Origin of the sequence: Nonomuraea sp. NPDC049646, assembly GCF_044465525.1 — a bacterium.
Lineage (GTDB): Bacteria > Actinomycetota > Actinomycetes > Streptosporangiales > Streptosporangiaceae > Nonomuraea.
Genome location: NZ_JBITLU010000010.1, coordinates 1 through 18209, shown reverse-complemented (window position 1 = coordinate 18209; position 18209 = coordinate 1). Strand labels below are relative to the sequence as shown.

Genomic DNA, 18209 nt, shown 5'->3' with positions numbered 1-18209 from the left:
ACATGCTCCACGTCTCAGGAAGCCGGCTCCTCACCCCCGAAGGCACGCCCGTCCGGCTCAGGGGGGTGGGTCTCGGGGGCTGGATGAACATGGAGAACTTCATCACCGGCTATCCCGCCAACGAGACCTCGATGCGCGCGGCCGTGACCGGCGTGCTGGGCGAGGAGCGGGCCGAGCTCTTCTTCGACCGGCTGCTCACCTCGTTCTTCACCGACAGCGACGCCGGGCTGCTGGCCGGGCTGGGCATGAACTGCGTGCGCATCCCGGTCAACTACCACCACTGGGAGTCCGACGGCCGGCCCATGGAGATCGATCCGAGGGGCTTCCGGCACCTCGACCGGGTGATCGGCCTGCTGGGCGAGCGCGGCCTCTACAGCGTGATCGACCTGCACGCCCTGCCCGGCTCCCAGAACCAGCACTGGCACAGCGACAACCCCACGCACGTGGCGGCGTTCTGGCAGCACCGGCACTTCCAGGACCGGGCCGTGCACCTGTGGGAGGCGCTGGCCGACCACTACCGCGGGCATCCGTGGGTGGCCGGTTACAACGTGGTGAACGAGCCGGGCGACGTCTCGGGCAAGGTGGTCGGCCCGTTCTACGACCGGCTGGTCAAGGCCGTACGGGCGGCCGACCCCGACCACGTCCTGTTCCTGGACGGCAACACCTACGCCACCGACTTCTCGATGTTCCGGGAGATGTACGAGAACACGGTGTTCGTCATGCACGACTACGCCCTGGCCGGGTTCGCCCACGGCGGCCCGTACCCGGGGCTCACCAGGGGCGAGTGGTGCGACCGCGGCCAGCTTGAGGAGGCCTTCGCCCGGCGGTCCCGGTTCCAGCGCGAGACCGGCACGCCGTTGTGGGTGGGCGAGTTCGGCCCGGTCTACACCGGCGACCCCGACCGGGACGCCCAGCGCTACCAGGTCCTGCGCGACCAGCTCGCCATCTACGACGCCCACGACGCCGGCTGGTCGCTGTGGACGTACAAGGACGTGGGCCTCCAGGGGCTGGTGCACGCGTCGGGGGCGTACCTGGACAGGTTCGGCGCGTTCATCGGCAAGAAGCGGCGGCTCGGCGCGGACCGGTGGGGCTCGACCATGGAGGAGTGCGCCGACGTGCTCGCCCCGCTGCACCGGCTGGTCGAGACCGAGTTCCCGGACTGGGCGCCCTACCCGTGGGGCGCCCGCTACCAGACCGACGACCTGATCAGGCACATCCTCATCGCCCAGGCCCTGCTGCCCGAGTACGCCGGGCTGTTCAGGGGCCTCGGCGACGACGAGCTGCTGGCCCTGGCCGACTCGTTCACGCTGGAACAGTGCGTACGGCGGGAGCCGCTGCTCGACCTGCTGGCCGCCAATCTCACCGGGTGACAAACCGCTCATACAGTCGGGTGCGTCACACCACCGGGCAAACTATCGCCATCACTTCTTGCGCTAGGTATGCTTCGGCTGCCCTAATTTAGGTAAGCCTTTCCTCAGCGAGCGGGAGTGACGGTGTTCGCCAGCTACCTCATCGGACTGCGCGAGGGACTGGAGGCGACACTCGTCGTCTCCGTCCTCATCGCCTTCCTCGTCAAGAGCGACAGGAAGGACAAGCTTCCCCAGGTCTGGACGGGCGTCGCCGCGGCGGTCGCGCTGTCCGTCGGCTTCGGCGCGCTGCTGACCTTCACCGCCGCCAACCTCGGGCACATGGGGCAGGAGCTGTTCGACGCGATCACCTCGCTGCTCGCCGTCGCGTTCGTCACCTGGATGATCTTCTGGATGCGGCGCACCGCCCGCGCGCTCTCCGGCGAGCTGCGGGGCAAGCTCTCCGACGCGCTGCAGATGGGCTCGCTCGCGGTGGTCGTGATGGCCTTCCTGGCCGTGGCCCGCGAGGGACTGGAGACGGCGCTGCTGTTCTTCGCCGCCGTCCAGGGCGCCACCGCCACCGTGGACCCGCTGCTCGGCATCGCGCTCGGCCTGCTCACGTCGGTGGTCATCGGCTGGGGGCTGTACAAGAGCGCACTGAAGATCAACCTCACCAAGTTCTTCACCTGGACGGGCCTGCTGCTCATCCTGGTCGCCGCCGGCATCTTCAAGTACGGCGTGCACGACCTCCAGGAAGCCAACATCCTGCCCGGACTGAGCTCCTACGCCTTCGACATCAGCGCGGTCCTGCCCGCCGATTCCTGGTACGGCGCCCTGCTTTCCGGCATGCTCAACATCACGCCGCAGCCGAGCATCGCCGAGGCCGTGGCCTGGATCGTCTACCTCGCGCCCACTCTCTTCCTCTTCCTGCTGCCTCAGCGAGTGAAGACCACTCCCGCCTCCACCGCACCCGCGGCCTGAACAGGAGCATCATGCGTACCGCCATCAGCCTGTCCTTCGGCGCGCTCGCCCTCGCGGGCCTGACCGCGTGCGGCTCGGGCACCACCGCCACGCAGGCCGCCAAGGGGTCCGCCGCCGCGCCCGGCAAGATCACCGTGGCCGCGTCCGACACCGAGTGCAAGGTCGCGGCCTCCGAGATCGCGGCGGGCACGAGCACGTTCACGATCACCAACGGCGGGTCCAAGGTGACCGAGTTCTACGTGTACGCCCCCGGTGACCGGGTGATGGCCGAGGTCGAGAACATCGTGCCCGGCCTGACCAGGGAGCTGGTCGCCGAGCTGCCGGCCGGCGCGTACGAGACCGTCTGCAAGCCCGGCATGGTGGGCAAGGGCATCCGCAACGCGCTGAAGGTGACCGGCGAGCACAAGGCGCTCACCTCCGACGCCCAGCTCGCCGACGCCGTCGCCGGCTACAAGCGCTACATCAAGTCGCAGAGCGACACGCTGCTGGTCAAGACGCAGGAGTTCGTGGACGCCGTCAAGGCCGGCGAGATCGACAAGGCCAAGGAGCTGTACCCGGTCTCGCGGACGTACTGGGAGCGCATCGAGCCGGTCGCGGAGATCTTCGGCGACCTCGACCCGGCCATCGACGCCCGCGAGGCCGACCTCGCCGACGGCGAGGAGTGGACCGGATTCCACCGGATCGAGAAGGATCTGTGGATCAAGAAGGACATCAGCAAGGACGGCCCGGTCGCCGACAAGCTGATCGCCGACGTCAAGACGATCGTCCAGAAGTCCAACGCCGCCGAGCTGACCCCGCTCAACCTGGCCAACGGCGCCAAGGAGCTGCTCGACGAGGTGGCCTCCGGGAAGATCACCGGCGAGGAGGACATCTGGTCGCACACCGACCTGTGGGACTTCGACGCCAACCTCCAGGGCTCCAAGGCCGCCGTGCAGTCGCTGCGCCCGGTGCTGGAGCAGCGCTCCCCCGACCTGGTCAAGACGCTGGACGAGAAGTTCGCCGCCGCGGAGGCCGCGCTGGGCGCGCACCGGAAGGGCGAGGGCTGGAAGCTGCACGACGAGCTGTCCAAGGCCGAGCTGAAGGCGCTGTCCGACGCGATCAACGCGCTGGCCGAGCCGATCAGTAAGATCGCGCCGGTCATCGCCAAGTAACGAAAGGTGGGGGCGATGTCGCAGGCCGGGGGGCGGATGAGCCGCCGCAAGCTGTTCGGGCTGGGCGCGGCGGGAGCGGCCGTGCTCGGGGCGGGGGCGGTGACGACCAGGTCGCTGCTGGAGGAGCCGCCGGTCGCGCACGCCGCGTCGACGTCCGATCCGTTCCCGTTCTACGGGCAGCACCAGGCGGGGGTCGTCACCCCCGCCCAGGACCGGCTGCACTTCGTCGCCTTCGACGTCATCACCGACAAGAAGGCCGAGCTGGTCGATCTGCTCCAGGAGTGGACGGCCGCGGCGGCCCGGCTGACGCAGGGCAAGGAGGCCGGGGCGTTCGGCGCGGTGGGCGGGGCGGCGGAGGCGGCGCCCGACGACACCGGCGAGGCGCTGGGGCTGCCGGCCTCGGGGCTGACGCTGACGATCGGGTTCGGCCCTTCGCTGTTCGACGACCGGTTCGGGCTGGCGGGCAAGCGACCGGCCGCGCTGGCCGACCTGCCCAAGTTCCCCGGCGAACAGCTCATCCCGGAGATCTCGGGCGGGGACATCTGCGTCCAGGCGTGCGCGCACGACCCCCAGGTGGCCGTGCACGCCATCCGCAACCTGGCCAGGATCGGCTTCGGCAAGGTCTCGGTGCGCTGGTCGCAGCTCGGTTTCGGCCGTACGTCGTCCACGTCGCGGGCCCAGGCCACGCCGCGCAACCTCCTGGGCTTCAAGGACGGCACCAACAACATGAAGCTGGAGGACGCCGACCTGCTGCGCGACCACCTGTGGGCCGCCGGCTCGGACGGCGCCGCCTGGATGGCGGGCGGCACGTACATGGTCACCAGGAAGATCCGCATGACGATCGAGACCTGGGACCGCGCCTCGCTCGCCGAGCAGGAGCAGATCTTCGGCCGGGACAAGGGCGAGGGCGCGCCGCTGGGCAGGAAGGCCGAGTTCGACGCCGTGGACTTCGCCGCCAAGGGCCCCGACGGGCAGCCGCTGATCAAGGACGACTCGCACGTCAAGCTGGCGCACCCGAGCAGCAACGGCAACGCCCACCTGCTGCGCCGCGGCTACAACTTCGTCGACGGCTCCGACGGCCTCGGCCGCCTGGACGCCGGGCTGTTCTTCATCGCCTACCAGCGCGACCCGCGCAAGCAGTTCGTGCCCGTGCAGATGAACCTGGCCCGGCACGACGCGCTCAACGAGTACATCAAGCACGTCTCCAGCGGCCTGTTCGCCTGCCCGCCCGGCGTCCAGGACGCCGGCGACTACTGGGGCCGCACGCTGTTCGCCTGACCCTCCTCAGCGCCCGCCGTCAGCGCCCGCCGTCAGCGGTGGCGGGCGCGCGAGGCCTGGGCGTGGGCGCGGTTGGCGCAGCGGGTCGAGCAGAACTGCCGCTTGCCCGGCCGGCTGCGGTCGACGAAGGCGTCGGTGCACGGCGTGGCCGCGCACTGGCGCAGCCGTTCCCAGTCACCGGCCGCGGCCAGCTCCAGCAGCTCGGCGACGGCCCGTACGGCGAGCCGGCCCGCCGCCGTCGCCCCCTCCGGCGCGACCAGCCGCAGCCGGGGCACGCCGCCCGCCTGCTCCACCGCCGCCCGCGCCGGCAGCCGGGCCACCCACTCCGCCAGCGCCCCCGCCCGGCCGTCGGGCTCGGCGGCCAGCACCGCCCGCAGCCGCTCGCGCACCTCCCTGACCTCCCGCAGGTCCGCCTCTTCGAGCCCCTGGTCGTCTTCGCCCAGCTCGCGGCAGAAGCGGCGCAGCTCGGCCACGTCGGGCAGCCGCTCGGGATCGTCCAGGTACTCGTCCCACGTGTTGGCCAGATCGACGGCCACGAGACCCGTCTCGGTGAACTGGCGCATCCCTCACCCTCCTGCTACTGTCACGACTATGAGCACTATAACCCCTGACAGAAAATTGACCGTCCTCGACGCGCCGTCCAACCTCGGCCTGCGTCCACTCGCCGAGGATGTCATCCCCGGCTGCTACAAGGCCCCCTGGGCGTTGCGGGACAACGGGCTGGTCGCGCGGATCGGCGCGGCCGACGCGGGCGCGCTGGTCCCGCCCCGCTACGTGGCCACCTGGAAGCCCGGCGACGGCGTGCGCAACGGCGCAGCCATCGCCGCCTACACCCGGCGGCTGGCCGACCGGGTGGCCGGCATCAGGGCGGGCGGCGGCTTCCCCGTCCTGCTCGGCGGCGACTGCTCGATCCTGCTCGGCTCCGCGCTCGCCCTGCGCAGGACGGGCCGCTACGGCGTGGCCTACCTCGACGCCCACACCGACTTCCGCCACCTCGGCAACTCGCCCCACGTCGGCGCGGCGGCCGGCGAGGACCTGGCCCTGGTGACCGGCCGCGGCGACGACTACCTGACCGACATCGACGGCCTGCGCCCGTACGTCCGGGACGAGGACGTCATCGTGCTCGGCGTCCGGGACGACGAGGACATCCAGGAGCTCGTCGCCGACGGCATCGCCTTCGTCGCCGGGAACGACATCCCCCTGGAGGCCGCCGAGCGCGTGCTCGTGCGCGACGACCTGGACGGCTTCTGGATCCACGTGGACGCCGACGTGCTCGACCCGTCCGTGGTGTCGGCCGTCGACTCGCCCTCCCCCGGCGGCCTGACCGGCGAGCAGCTCGCCGGCCTGCTCCGCGGGCTGCTCGCGCTGCCCGGGGCGGCCGGGATCCAGTTCACCATCTTCGACCCCGACCTCGACGAGGACGGCCGCCAGGCGGCCACCCTGACCGACATCCTCGTCTCAGCCCTGACCTGACCCGTGACGGTCCGGGGCGGAGTCGTCCGCCCGCAGGATGCGGAAGACGGGGTGATCAGGCGCGATGCGGCGGAAACGGTCCAGCGGCGCCTTGGGGCCGAGGCCCAGATGGGGCCGCGCGCCGGGCGCGACGGCGGCGTAGCGGCGCAGGATCTCGGCGCGGCGCTCGACCGGGACCTCCGCCAGCCTGATCGCCGCCGCCTGCCCGCGACGCCGCAACACGGCCCGGCCCCCGGCGGCCCGGACGTTGCGCACCCAGTTCGCCTCCGGCCCCAGCATGGACACCAGGTACTCGCCGCCCTCGTGCCCGGCGACCACGACGGGCACCGACGCGAGGGCCCCGCTGCGGCGTCCCACCACCTGGAGCACCGCCCCCTGGGGCAGCGGCAGCCACCGGGACGCGTACGTCAGCGCGTCGAGCCGGTTCATCGCCCGCATGAGCACGTTGGGCCGCCCGCCCCGGTACATCAGGCGCTTGAGCGCCCCCGGCCACCGGGCGACCCGGATCACCGCGCCCTCCTCCACAGCAGCACGACCGCCACGAGCCCCGGGACCAGCGGAAGGACCTGCAACCAGCCGAGCAGCGGCGCCAGGCCGACCTCGCCGTTGGTGTCCCGGACGGTCAGGCCCGCGAGCGCGAGGCACGCCGCCACCACGAACAGCCCGGCCCCCAGCCACCGGGCCCACCCCCTGCCCGCCCCGGCCGCCCGGACGGTGACGAGCCAGCCGGCCAGCCCGACCGCCCCCACGACCGACAGGATCACCGTGTACGCGGTGACGCCCTCGTCGATCTTGCCCGGCCCCAGCTCCGGGTAGCCCGTCCTGAGGTACTCGGTCAGCCCGGACCGGTAGGCGAAGGCGAAGAGGGTGACGAGCACCGTGAGCGCGGCCCCGCCGTAGAGCAGGGCGGAGGCTCCGCGCGGCTTCCCTGTCATGACATGAGTCCCTTCGTGGACGACATTCTTACAAAGTATGTTTTGACTATACTTACCACGTAAGAATCGAGAAAGGGCACCATGTCCCCGAAGCGCACCCGCGGCCAGAACGCCGGCCTGACCCGGCAGGCCATCCTGCGGGCGGCTCTGGCGCTGGCCGACCGCGAAGGGCTGAAGGCGCTGTCCATGCGCCGCATCGGCCAGGAGCTCGGGGTCGAGGCCATGTCCCTCTACCAGCACGTCGACAGCAAGGACGCGCTGCTCGACGGCCTGGTCGAACAGGTCGTCACGCAGGCCGCGCCGCTGCTGACCGAGGCCGCCACCTGGCAGGAGGCCCTGCGCGAGTACGCCCACGCGCTGCTGCGGACGCTGCTCGCGCACCCGAACGTCCTCCCCCTGGTGGTCAGCCGTCCCGCGATCACGCCGGGGAACCTGCGCCTGATGGAGGAGGGGCTGCGCGTGCTGCGCGCGGCGGGGCTGCCGCCGGACCGCGCGCTGGACATGCTCTACGCCGTGACGGGGTTCGTCGTCGGCCACGTCTCCGTCCTGGCGGGCGGCCATGCCGCCGGTGGGGCCACCGGTGGGGCCGCCGGTGGGGGCGAGGGGGCCGCGTCCGGCTCCGCGATGCGCGACATCCCCGAGCCGGACCTGGTGGAGACCCCGCTGCTGGCCGAGGCCACCCGGGCGCGGCGCGCCCAGCCGTCCTCGGGGACCGACCGCCGCTTCGTCTTCGCGCTCGAAGCCATGCTGCGCGGCTTCGGCGAACCAGGCGGAAGCGGCGGGCTCTAGCGGAAGACGTACCCGCTCGTGCTGGTGCGGCCGGCGGCGTTCGTGGCGGTGACCGAGGTCCAGGGGCCGGGCGGGACGTAGGGGGCCCACGCCGACTCGGGGCGGCCCGGCCCGTGCCAGCGCTGGGCCACGCCGACCTCGCGGCCGCCGGGCGAGGTGAAGCGCAGGGTGCCGCCGCGCAGGTTGTAGCCCTCGACGGTGATCCCGGGCCGTCCGTCCCGTTCCTCGCGGTAGGCGTTCACGATGATCGGCTCCCGGCCGCCGTTCGCGATGTCGTCGGCCAGCGAGGGGGTGGCCGGGCTCGCCTGGCAGGTGAAGAACGGCTCCCAGCCGTAGGAGATGATCTTCGCGGCGTGCCCGCCCGTCGCCATGATCTGCTGGTCGAGCCGGGCCTTGCTGGTACGTCCCCGCAACGGCAGCGGCTCGACCCGCCCGCACTCGCCGTCCGCCGGGGCGGGCTCGAAGCCCTCGACGTTGACCCACAGCTCGACCCCGGCGGGCACGCTCCCGGCCGCCGCCTCGATGTAGGCCCTGGTGGGCCCGTAGTAGCCGTCGGCGTTGCGCACCCGGCCGACCACCGGGACGAGCCGCGGGGCGACCATGGACCCGCCCTCCTCGATCCCGTGCACCGGGACCTTGCCGGTGCCCCGCCCGTCCTGCACGGCGACGGCCATGGGCGCGCCGGCGCGGGTGGCGGCGATGTCGGCCAGCCCGCCGGGCACCTGGCCGGGCGGGAAGCCGCGGCCCCTGCGGGCGTCGATGTAGGGGCTGACCAGGATCTTCCTGCCGGGCAGCGCGGCCGCGACCGCCGCGTGCTGGGCCGCGTACAGGGCGAGGACGGGGTCGCGCGGCCCCCGTTCGCGCATGGCCAGCTCGAACGACTGGTAGACCCCGCCGAAGGCGGCCGACCCGCCGAACCGCTCCCGGTAGCCGGCCAGCACCCGCGCGGTGAAGGCGTTCAGCGCGGCGAGGTGCGCGAGGTCGGGCTCCCACGGCTTGCCCCGCCGCTGCGGCGCGGCGGGCAGCCCGGGGAACACCTTCATCCCGTACGCCGCCGCCTCCTCCACCAGGTTGCCCAGCCCGTCGCCGTCGCTGGAGACCAGCACCAGGTCCTGGACGCGCGCGGCGCACGACGCGGCCAGCGACACGCGGTAGAAGATCCGCCCGCCGCTGTCGATCCGCCGGTCGAGGCCCGGGCAGCGCAGCACGGAAGGCCCGAACTCCTCGCTGGTCACGTACGTGTAGACGTGCCGGATCCGCTTGCCGGGCACCCGCGCGCAGGGCCGTCCGTCCACCCGGCAGGCGGCGAACTCCGGCTCCATCGGCCCGGCGTCGAACCGCGGGCCGAACGTGACGAGCGTGTCGCCGCCGAGCGAGTGGATCGCCTCCACCGTCCGCCGCGTGACGCACACGCCGGCCCGCGGCATGACCCAGTAGCCGGTGATCGCGTACGGCGCGGTCACCCGCGTGTCCCTGGGCGGGCACCCGTCGTCGCCGGCGCCGGGCCCGGCCGGGACCACGACGAGGACGGCGAGGACCACCATCACGACCAGCCACCGTAACCGGCGCACCCATGCTCCCCTCGACGTACCGACCAGAGTAGGCATCTACCCGATCCGCGGCCGGTAGTGCCCCGGTGCCGGCCGGCCGCGGGGCGGCACGGACAATGGAGTCATGGTGCGCATCGACCTCAGCGGGAAGACGGCGCTGGTCACGGGCTCGACCCAGGGCATCGGGGCGGCCATCGCGGCCGGTCTGGCCCAGGCTGGCGCGCGCGTCGGCGTCAACGGCCGCAGCGAACGCTCGGTGGCCGCGGCCATCGAGCGCATGGACCACGGCGGCCTGGTCGCCGCGCCCGGCGACGTCTCCACCGACGAAGGGGTCCAGCGGGTCCTCGGCTCGCTCCCGCGGGTGGACATCCTCGTCAACAACCTGGGCATCTTCGAGGCCAGGCCGGCGCTGGAGATCGACGACGCCGAGTGGCGGCGCTTCTTCGAGGTCAACGTCCTGTCGGCGGTGCGCCTCACGCGCGCCTACCTGCCCGGCATGATCGAGCGCGGCTGGGGCCGGGTCCAGTACATCGCCAGCGACTCGGCCGTCGTCACGCCCGCCGAGATGATCCACTACGGCATGAGCAAGACGGCGCTGCTGGCCGTCTCGCGCGGGTTCGCCAAGGAGGCCGCCGGCAGCGGGGTGACGGTCAACTCGGTGATCGCCGGGCCCACGCACACCGGCGGCGTGGAGGAGTTCGTCTACCAGCTCGTGGACCGGGAGCTGCCGTGGGAGGAGGCGCAGCGGGCGTTCATGCGCGAGCACCGTCCGCAGTCGCTGCTCCAGCGGCTGATCGAGCCGGAGGAGATCGCCAACATGGTCGTCTACCTCAGCTCGCCGCTCGCCTCGGCGACCACCGGCGGCGCCCTGCGCGTGGACGGCGGCTACGTGGACGCCATCCTGCCCTGACCGCCCGCGCTCAGTACGACTGGAGCTCGATCAGGTTGCCCTCCGGGTCGCGCAGGTGGGCGGTCCGCAGGCCGGGCCCCCAGGCGGGCCGGTCCTGCGGCGGCGCGGCGACGGTGGCGCCCAGCCCGACGAGCCGGTCGGCCTCGCCGTCGACGTCGCCGACCCGCATCACCAGCATCACCGCGTCCTGGGCGCCCGCCTGCGGCAGGCCGGACGTGCCGACGACCTCGGCGACGCGGTCGCGGCCGAAGAGCACGAGACCGGCCTGGCCGTCGATGTCCCAGTTGGCGTAGGCGGCCTCCGTCAGCACCTTCACCGGCTCCAGCCCGAGGGCGGCCCGGTAGAAGGCGACGCTCGCCGGGAAGTCGCGCACCAGCAGCCGAGGGTAGAGGGCGTCCATCCTGATCCTCCGAAATTAGTGGGTAACTACCAACTGTTGGGAACAACCTACACTTCTCGATGAGATGGAACTGCCACCCACCCTGCTCGGGACGACCACTTTCGTGCTGCACAAGGTCGGCGTCGCCAACCGGCGCGCCCTGGCCGCGCGGCTCACCGCCGCCACGGGGCTGAGCCTGTGGGAGTTCGCGGCGCTGGCCACGCTCGACGACTTCGGCCCGGCCGCCCAGCGGGAGGTCGGCGTCCGGCTGGGCCTCGACCCGAGCGACATGGTCCGCCTGATGGACGGCCTCATGGCCGAGGGGCTGGCCGCCCGGGACCGCGACCCCGCCGACCGCCGCCGCTACCGGATCTCGCTGACCGCCGCCGGCCGGGACGCCCTGGCCCGGGCCCGCGCGGTGGTCGCCGACGTCGAACGCGAGACGCTCGCCCCTCTGACGGACGCCGAGCGCCGCGACCTCCACAGCCTGGTCATGAAACTCTTCTCGCCCTGACAAATTCCATAACTCTGGTCAACTGGCGAACAACTGTCACAACAACTGCCCTCTTTGCACAAAGAATCAGATCATGTTAGATGGAGGGCAAGCTCCGGGAGAGAGGACCGGGCATTGTGACGCTGATCCTCGATGGCGTCCGCGTACGGCAGCGCGGGGAGACCTGGCTCGACGACATCCACCTGGAACTACCTCACGGACTGACCACCCTCGTCGGCCCGATGAACTCGGGAAAGACCACGCTCATGCGGGTCGCCGCCGGGTTGCAGCCGCCCGATTCGGGGCGGGTGCTGGTCAACGGAAATGACGTCACCTCGATTTCCGTGCGAAAGCGCTCGGTCGCCTTCGTCTATCAGCAATTCATCAATTACCCGTCCCTCACCGTTTACGAGAACATCGCCTCGCCGTTGCGGCTGGGCCGGTCGTACCGGAAGGACGGCATCGACCGGCGGGTGCGGGAGGTGGCCGCGGTCATGGGCCTCGGCGACCTGCTGGGCCGCAGGCCCGCGGAGCTGTCGGGCGGCCAGCAGCAGCGCACGGCGATCGCCCGCGCGCTGGCCCGGCCCGTGGACGTGCTGCTGCTCGACGAGCCGCTGGCCAACCTCGACTTCAAGCTCAGGGAGCAGTTGCGCGAGGACCTCAGGCGCATGTTCACCGGCTCGCCGGGCGTCGTCCTCTACTCCACCGCCGACCCGAACGAGGCGCTGACCTTCGCCGCGCCCGCCGTGGTGCTCGGCGAGGGCCGGGTGCGGCACGTCGGCGACCCGGCCGCCATGTACGCCGAGCCGCCCACGCTCGCCGTCGCGGCCACGCTCAGCGACCCGCCGCTGAACCTGCTGCCCGGCACGGTCAGGGACGGCCGGATCGAGGTCATGGGCGCTTCCTTCCCCGCGCCGGGCGCCGCCGCCTGCGGCCAGGAAGTCGTGCTGGGCATCCGCCCCCACCAGGTGACGATCACCAGGACCGGCCCCGGCCTGCTGGAGCTGCCCGCCGAGATCAGGCTGGCCGAGGTGACCGGAGGCGCGACGTTCCTGCACCTGCTGCTGGCGGGACGCCGGCACCTGGTGGCCCACCTGCCGGGCACCCGGCCGTTCACGCCCGGCCAGGCGGCCACCGCGTACGTGGACCCGCGGCACGTCTTCGTGTTCGACGAGACCGGCGGCCGATTACCGGTCGCCCCGGCGGCGGGGGCGGGCCGGCATGGCTGACATCCGCCTGGAGGGCGTGGGCCACAGCTACGACGGCGGCCGCACGTGGGCGCTGCGGCCGACGACCTGGACCTGGCGCGGCGGCCGGGCCTACGCCCTGCTCGGCCCGAGCGGCTGCGGCAAGACGACGCTGCTGAACATCGTCTCGGGGCTGCTCACGCCCACGGTGGGCCGGATCTGGTTCGACGACCGCGAGGTCACCGGCGTCCCCACGGCGGGCCGCAACATCGCGCAGGTCTTCCAGTTCCCCGTCCTGTACGAGGAGATGTCGGTCTACGACAACCTGGCCTTCCCGCTGCGCAACAGGAAGGTCCCGGCCGAGGAGGTCCGCCGCCGCGTGCTGCGGGTCTCGGCCATGCTGGGCCTGGACGACGTGCTGCGCCGCCGGGCGCGCCGGCTCGACCCGGGCCGCAAGCAGATCGTCAGCCTGGGCCGCGGCCTGGTGCGCGAGCAGGTGGCGGCCGTGCTGCTCGACGAGCCGCTGACCGTGGTGGACCCGGCGCTGAAGTGGACGCTGCGCAGCAAGCTCAAGGAGATCCACCGCGACACCGGCCACACCCTGGTCTACGTCACCCACGACCAGACCGAGGCGCTGACCTTCGCCGACGAGGTGGTCGTGCTCGACGACGGCGAGATCGTGCAGGCCGGGGCGCCGGCCGAGCTGTTCCTGTCGCCCGCGCACGAGTTCGTCGGCCACTTCATCGGCTCGCCCGGCATGAACGTGCTGCCCGCCGAGATCGACGGCGACGTGGTCAGGATCGGGCAGTGCGAGGTCGGCGCGGTGAGCCAGGCGCTGCCGCCGGGGCCGGTGCGGATCGGCGTGCGGCCCGAGTTCGTCCGGGTCGGCGGGCCTCCCGCCGGGCCCGGCGTGACGGCCAGGGTGACCCGGATCGACCGCATGGGCTCCCACGACCTGGTGCGCGCCGAGGTCGGCGGCCATCCGGTGATCGCCAGGACCGAGGCGGGCTCGTCCTGGACGCCGGGCGCGGTCGAGTTCCTGCACTTCCCCGCGGACCGGACGTTCCTGTTCCGCGACAAGGTCAGGTGCGGCTCGCTCGCACCCCTGGACGGAGGGGGGCAGGCGTGACCGAGCGGACCGCCGTCGCGGGCGGCCAGGCGGGCGACGAGGTCGTCCCGGACGCCGCGCCCGCGCCCCCGCAGGGAACCGCCGGGCCGCGCGCCGATCCCCGTCCGCGCAACAACCGGGCCTGGCTGCTGGTGCTGCCGGTCGTGGTGTCGGTGGCCTTCACCGCGGTGATCCCGCTGATGACCGTCGTGAACTTCTCCGTCCAGGACGTCTTCAGCCCGGTGGACCGGGTGTTCGTCGGCCTGGACTGGTTCCGGCAGATCGCCCGCGACCCCGAGGTGCGCGCGGCGCTCGTGCGCACGCTGCTGTTCTCGGCGCAGGTGCTGCTGGTGGAGGTCCCGCTCGGGGTGGCCATCGCGGTCTGCATGCCGCGCCGCGGCTTCTGGGTGTCGGTGGCGCTGGTGCTGGTGGCGCTGCCGCTGCTCATCCCGTGGAACGTCGTGGGCACGATCTGGCAGATCTTCGCCCGCGGCGACATCGGGCTCGGCGGCTGGGCGGTCAACAACGTGCTGGGCGTCAACTTCAACTACACGCTCGACTCGGCCGACGCCTGGATCACCGTCCTGGTCATGGACGTGTGGCACTGGACGCCGCTGGTGGCGCTGCTGGCCTACGCGGGGCTGCGGTCGATCCCGGAGCCGTACTTCCAGGCGGCGCAGATCGACGGCGCGTCGGCGTGGGCGACGTTCCGGCACATCCAGCTCCCGAGGCTGCGCGGGGTGCTGACGATCGCGATCCTGCTGCGGTTCATGGACAGCTTCATGATCTACACCGAGCCGTTCGTGGTGACCGGGGGCGGGCCGGGGAACGCGACCTCGTTCCTCAGCATCCTGCTGTCGAAGATCGCCGTCGGCCAGTTCGACCTGGGCCCGGCGGGCGCGTTCTCGCTGCTGTACTTCCTGCTCGTGCAGATCGCCTGTTACGTCTTCTTCACCGTGCTGACCAGGGCGGGGAGGTGAGTTCCACGCGCCACCGGCTGCCGTGGGCGCGCACGGTCTTCTGGCTGTACGCCGCCACGCTGATGTTGCCGCTGCTGTGGATGTTCGGCATGTCCATCCGCCCGAACGAGGACATCCTGGGCAGTTTCTCGCTGATCCCGCAGCGGGTGACCTTCGACAACTACGTCACGTTCTTCACCGATTCGTCGTGGTATTCGAGCTACCTCAACTCCATCGTCTACACCTCGATGAACGCGGTCATGTCGCTCGTCGTGGCGCTGCCGGCGGCGTACGCGTTCTCGCGGTTCCGCTTCGCCGGGGACAAGCACCTGTTCTTCTGGCTGCTGACGAACCGGATGGCGCCGCCGGCGGTGTTCCTGCTGCCGTTCTTCCAGATCTACCAGGCGGTCGGGCTGTTCGACACGCATCTGGGCGTGGCGATCGCGCACATGCTGTTCAACGTGCCGCTGGCGGTCTGGATCCTGGAGGGCTTCATGTCGGGGATCCCCCGGGAGATCGACGAGACCGCGGCGATCGACGGGTACTCGCTGCCGCGCTTCTTCGTCCGGATCTTCCTGCCGATGATCCGGTCCGCGCTCGGCGTCACCGCGTTCTTCTGCTTCATGTTCAGCTGGGTGGAGCTGCTGATCGCCAGGACGATCACGTCGGTGGACGCCAAGCCCATCGCGGCCACCATGACCCGGACGGTGAGCGCGGCGGGCGTGGACTGGGGGCTGCTGGCCGCGGCCGGGGTGCTGACCATCGTCCCGGGGGCCGTCGTCATCTGGTTCGTGCGCAACTACATAGCCAAGGGGTTCGCCCTGGGGAGGGTCTGACCGTGCAGTGGATGGTGTGGACCGCCCCCACGGCCCTGGTGTTCGCCGGGCTGGCGCTGCTGCTGTGCGTGATGGCCGTCTGGGCGCGGATCTCGCCTCCCGTGGCCAGGCGCGGGTTCCTGCGGATCGAGACCGACCGGGGCGACCGGCTGTACATCGGCCTGATCAGCGCGGCCGTCGTGCTGGCCCTGTGGATTGCAGTCACCGACCTGTCCATGTGGGCGGCGCTCGGCGTCGCGCTGCTGGTCATGGTCGTGATCGGGATATGGGGCTGAGAGGAAGAGGAGCCAGGCGATGAGGCATGCGGTGGGTGTCGCGGCGGCGGTCGTGGCGGCGCTGGCCCTGGTGGCGGCCGGTTGCACGGGCGGCGGCGAGGAGAAGCCGAAGAGCGACTTCAAGGAGGCCGACGGCAGGGCCGCGGCACAGCGGTGGGTGTCGGAGGAGTTCACGCCGAGCACCCTGTCCAAGGACCGGCAACTGGCGGAGATGGACTGGTTCATCAAGGCGGCGGCGCCGTACCGGGGCATGCAGATCAACGTGGTGTCCGAGACGATCACCACGCACGAGTACGAGTCGCAGAAGCTGGCCAGGGCGTTCACCGAGATCACCGGGATCAGGGTCAAGCACGACCTGATCCAGGAGGGCGACGTCATCGAGAAGCTCCAGACGCAGATCCAGGGCGACCAGAACATCTACGACGCCTACGTCAACGACTCCGACCTCATCGGCACCCACTCGCGCGGCACGTACGTGTTCCCGCTGTCGGACTACATGGCCGGAGAGGGCAGGAACGTCACCTCCCCCACCCTCGACCTGAACGACTTCATCGGCATCAGCTTCACCACCGGCCCCGACAAGAAGATCTACCAGCTTCCCGACCAGCAGTTCGCGAACCTCTACTGGTTCCGCTACGACTGGTTCACCGACCCGGCCATCAAGAAGCAGTTCAAGGACGCCTACGGCTACGACCTGGGCGTGCCGGTCAACTGGGCGGCCTACGAGGACATCGCCGACTTCTTCAGCAACAAGGTCAACGGCAACGGGACCGTCGACGGCCGCAAGGTCTACGGCCACATGGACTACGGCCGCAAGGACCCCTCGCTGGGCTGGCGCTTCACCGACGCCTGGCTGTCCATGGCGGGCAACGGCGACCCCGGCATCCCCAATGGCCTGCCGGTGGACGACTGGGGCATCCGGGTGGAGAACTGCCGTCCGGTGGGCTCGTCGGTGACCCGCGGCGGCGACACCAACGGCCCGGCCTCGGTGTACGCGCTCACCAAGTACGTCGACTGGCTGAAGAAGTACGCGCCCCGCGAGGCCGCCGGCATGAACTTCAGCGAGGCGGGCCCGGTCCCGGCGCAGGGCAACATCGCCCAGCAGATCTTCTGGTACACCACGTTCACGGCCGACATGACCAAGAAGGGCCTGCCGGTCGTCAACGACGACGGCACCCCCAAGTGGCGCATCGCGCCCAGCCCGCACGGCGTCTACTGGAAGGACGGCAACAAGCTCGGCTACCAGGACGCGGGCTCGTGGACGCTGCTCAACAACACCCCGAAGGACCGCAGGGCCGCCGCCTGGCTCTACGCCCAGTTCGTCACGTCCAAGACGGTGTCGCTGAAGAAGTCGATCACCGGGCTGACCTTCATCCGCGACTCCGACATCAAGAGCGACTACTTCAAGGACAACGCCGCCAAGTACGGCGGCCTGATCGAGTTCTACAACTCCCCCGCCCGCAAGCAGTGGACCCCGACCGGCACGAACGTCCCCGACTACCCCAAGCTGGCCCAGCTCTGGTGGCAGAACGTGGCCACCGCCGTCACCGGCGAGACCACCCCGCAGCAGTCGATGGACAACCTGGCCAGGCAGCAGGACGAGATCCTGGCCCGGCTGGAACGCCTGTCGCGCGAGCGCCAGGGGTACGGCGGCCAGTGCGCGCCCAAGCTGAACCCCGAGCGTCCGGCCCAGTACTGGTTCGACCAGCCGGGCGCGCCCGCGCCGAAGCTGGCCGACGAGCGCGGCGAGCCGGCCACGCTCGACTACGACAAGCTCATCGCCCGGTGGAAGGCGGGCGGCTGACCAGTTCCCGCGCCAGCCAGCCGAAGGCGCGCTCCTGCATGGGCACGTCGAAGCAGTGCGGGGACGGCGCGAACACGGCCTCGTAGCGGCCGGGGGCGTCGCGGTAGCGCTCGCCGACGCGGGCGTGCGCGCGGCGCATCCCGGCCTGCGGGAACAGGTCGTCGCGCAGGGCGTACTGGACCATGAGGGGGGCGGGGGCGCGGGCGGCCACCAGGTCGGGCCAGTCGCCCAGCCGCGCCAGGCCCGGCGGGTAGAACATCCAGGTGTGCCGCTCGACGTGGCCGCCGGCCAGCAGGTCGGGGTAGGTCGAGACCATCGCGGCGACCACGACCGCCCGCACCCGCGGATCGAAGGCGCCGAGCAGCGCGGCCCGCAGGCCGCCGCCCGACACGCCGGCGCAGCCGACCTCGCCGACGTCCGGCCTGGAGCGCAGGTACGCCGCGGCGGCCAGGTCCTCGCCCGCCACCACCCCGGCGAACGAGGTGCCGAGCAGGGCGCAGTGCTTGGCCACGACGTGCTCGTGCCGGGCCGCCGCGCGGTCGTACCGGTCGGCGTGGCCGCCCTCCCCCTCCGGGACGTCGAGCGCGAAGCGGCGGCTGCCCCAGGTGAGCACGTCGTGGGCGAGCACGGCGAACCCGCGGCGGGCCAGCTCGCCGGCCCAGGGCCTGTTTCGAAGTGTTGATCAACGGCGTGTCGAAGCCGGACATGCAGAGAGGTCTCCGGTAAAGGGTTCAACGACCAAGAAGAACCAACAC

20 protein-coding genes are annotated in these 18209 nt (G+C 71.6%); 14 read left to right on the top strand and 6 right to left on the bottom strand.

Annotation, left to right across the window (positions count from 1 at the left end; translation table 11 throughout):
* The first annotated feature begins 2 nt into the window (after window positions 1–2).
* The 4 genes from ACIBQ8_RS28545 to efeB all read left to right on the top strand — a co-directional run bounded on the left by ACIBQ8_RS28545 (window position 3) and on the right by efeB (window position 4756).
* A complete protein-coding gene (locus tag ACIBQ8_RS28545; RefSeq protein WP_397193404.1) occupies window positions 3–1370 on the top strand; it encodes a glycoside hydrolase family 5 protein in 1368 nt (455 codons plus the stop codon).
* A 123-nt stretch (window positions 1371–1493) separates the two neighbouring features.
* Window positions 1494–2327, top strand: a complete 834-nt coding sequence (gene efeU / locus ACIBQ8_RS28540) for an iron uptake transporter permease EfeU (protein ID WP_397169849.1) — start codon at window positions 1494–1496, stop codon at window positions 2325–2327.
* Window positions 2328–2338: 11 nt separating this feature from the next.
* On the top strand, window positions 2339–3478 hold the full coding sequence (efeO, locus tag ACIBQ8_RS28535; protein WP_397169850.1) for an iron uptake system protein EfeO: 1140 nt from the start codon (window positions 2339–2341) through the stop codon (window positions 3476–3478).
* A 15-nt stretch (window positions 3479–3493) separates the two neighbouring features.
* Window positions 3494–4756, top strand: coding sequence for an iron uptake transporter deferrochelatase/peroxidase subunit (gene efeB / locus ACIBQ8_RS28530; RefSeq protein ID WP_397169852.1), 1263 nt, complete (start codon window positions 3494–3496; stop codon window positions 4754–4756).
* 32 nt (window positions 4757–4788) lie between these two features.
* Here the strand turns inward: efeB and ACIBQ8_RS28525 are convergent, their stop codons facing one another.
* A complete protein-coding gene (locus tag ACIBQ8_RS28525; RefSeq protein ID WP_397193403.1) occupies window positions 4789–5319 on the bottom strand; it encodes a CGNR zinc finger domain-containing protein in 531 nt (176 codons plus the stop codon).
* 28 nt (window positions 5320–5347) lie between these two features.
* Here ACIBQ8_RS28525 and ACIBQ8_RS28520 point away from each other — a divergent pair, with 28 nt between their 5' ends.
* A complete protein-coding gene (locus tag ACIBQ8_RS28520; RefSeq protein WP_397169856.1) occupies window positions 5348–6229 on the top strand; it encodes an arginase family protein in 882 nt (293 codons plus the stop codon).
* On the opposite strand, the gene ACIBQ8_RS28515 is transcribed toward ACIBQ8_RS28520, so the two are convergent.
* Together ACIBQ8_RS28515 and ACIBQ8_RS28510 are read right to left on the bottom strand one after the other, a co-directional pair.
* A complete protein-coding gene (locus ACIBQ8_RS28515; protein WP_397193402.1) occupies window positions 6215–6739 on the bottom strand; it encodes a nitroreductase/quinone reductase family protein in 525 nt (174 codons plus the stop codon). The two genes, ACIBQ8_RS28520 and ACIBQ8_RS28515, sit on opposite strands and share 15 nt — an antisense overlap.
* Window positions 6736–7164: a hypothetical protein gene (locus ACIBQ8_RS28510; protein ID WP_397193401.1), complete on the bottom strand. Its 429-nt coding sequence runs from the start codon at window positions 7162–7164 to the stop codon at window positions 6736–6738. The genes ACIBQ8_RS28515 and ACIBQ8_RS28510 overlap by 4 nt, the downstream gene beginning before the upstream one ends.
* A gap of 81 nt (window positions 7165–7245) precedes the next feature.
* On the opposite strand from ACIBQ8_RS28510, the gene ACIBQ8_RS28505 reads away from it, so the two are divergent.
* Window positions 7246–7953 carry a TetR/AcrR family transcriptional regulator gene (locus ACIBQ8_RS28505; RefSeq protein ID WP_397193400.1) on the top strand — a complete coding sequence of 236 codons (708 nt, stop codon included), beginning with the start codon at window positions 7246–7248 and terminating at the stop codon, window positions 7951–7953.
* Here the strand turns inward: ACIBQ8_RS28505 and ACIBQ8_RS28500 are convergent.
* A complete protein-coding gene (locus tag ACIBQ8_RS28500; protein ID WP_397193399.1) occupies window positions 7950–9524 on the bottom strand; it encodes a DUF4434 domain-containing protein in 1575 nt (524 codons plus the stop codon). The two genes, ACIBQ8_RS28505 and ACIBQ8_RS28500, sit on opposite strands and share 4 nt — an antisense overlap.
* A gap of 106 nt (window positions 9525–9630) precedes the next feature.
* Between ACIBQ8_RS28500 and ACIBQ8_RS28495 the strand changes: the two genes are divergently transcribed.
* Window positions 9631–10413: an SDR family NAD(P)-dependent oxidoreductase gene (locus ACIBQ8_RS28495; protein WP_397170707.1), complete on the top strand. Its 783-nt coding sequence runs from the start codon at window positions 9631–9633 to the stop codon at window positions 10411–10413.
* Between the two features lie 10 nt (window positions 10414–10423).
* Here the strand turns inward: ACIBQ8_RS28495 and ACIBQ8_RS28490 are convergent, their stop codons facing one another.
* On the bottom strand, window positions 10424–10813 hold the full coding sequence (locus ACIBQ8_RS28490) for a VOC family protein (protein ID WP_397169865.1): 390 nt from the start codon (window positions 10811–10813) through the stop codon (window positions 10424–10426).
* A gap of 64 nt (window positions 10814–10877) precedes the next feature.
* On the opposite strand from ACIBQ8_RS28490, the gene ACIBQ8_RS28485 reads away from it, so the two are divergent.
* The 7 genes from ACIBQ8_RS28485 (at window position 10878) to ACIBQ8_RS28455 (ending at window position 17454) form a co-directional block, all read left to right on the top strand.
* Window positions 10878–11306 (top strand): MarR family winged helix-turn-helix transcriptional regulator, encoded by a 429-nt coding sequence (locus ACIBQ8_RS28485; RefSeq protein WP_397193398.1) that lies wholly within the window; start codon window positions 10878–10880, stop codon window positions 11304–11306.
* Window positions 11307–11422: 116 nt separating this feature from the next.
* Window positions 11423–12514, top strand: a complete 1092-nt coding sequence (locus ACIBQ8_RS28480) for an ABC transporter ATP-binding protein (protein ID WP_397193397.1) — start codon at window positions 11423–11425, stop codon at window positions 12512–12514.
* Complete coding sequence (locus ACIBQ8_RS28475) at window positions 12507–13601, top strand: ABC transporter ATP-binding protein (RefSeq protein WP_397169871.1); 1095 nt, start codon at window positions 12507–12509, stop codon at window positions 13599–13601. Before ACIBQ8_RS28480 ends, ACIBQ8_RS28475 begins: the two co-directional genes overlap by 8 nt.
* A complete protein-coding gene (locus ACIBQ8_RS28470) occupies window positions 13598–14560 on the top strand; it encodes a carbohydrate ABC transporter permease (protein WP_397169873.1) in 963 nt (320 codons plus the stop codon). The genes ACIBQ8_RS28475 and ACIBQ8_RS28470 overlap by 4 nt, the downstream gene beginning before the upstream one ends.
* A gap of 62 nt (window positions 14561–14622) precedes the next feature.
* Entirely contained in the window at window positions 14623–15375 is a 753-nt protein-coding gene (locus ACIBQ8_RS28465; RefSeq protein WP_397170709.1) for a carbohydrate ABC transporter permease, read from the top strand.
* Window positions 15376–15386: 11 nt separating this feature from the next.
* A complete protein-coding gene (locus ACIBQ8_RS28460; protein WP_357991604.1) occupies window positions 15387–15650 on the top strand; it encodes a DUF2160 family membrane protein in 264 nt (87 codons plus the stop codon).
* A gap of 19 nt (window positions 15651–15669) precedes the next feature.
* A complete protein-coding gene (locus ACIBQ8_RS28455; protein ID WP_397169875.1) occupies window positions 15670–17454 on the top strand; it encodes an ABC transporter substrate-binding protein in 1785 nt (594 codons plus the stop codon).
* On the opposite strand, the gene ACIBQ8_RS28450 is transcribed toward ACIBQ8_RS28455, so the two are convergent.
* Window positions 17426–18082, bottom strand: coding sequence for a hypothetical protein (locus ACIBQ8_RS28450; RefSeq protein WP_397193396.1), 657 nt, complete (start codon window positions 18080–18082; stop codon window positions 17426–17428). The genes ACIBQ8_RS28455 and ACIBQ8_RS28450 overlap by 29 nt on opposite strands.
* Between the last annotated feature and the right edge of the window lie 127 nt (window positions 18083–18209).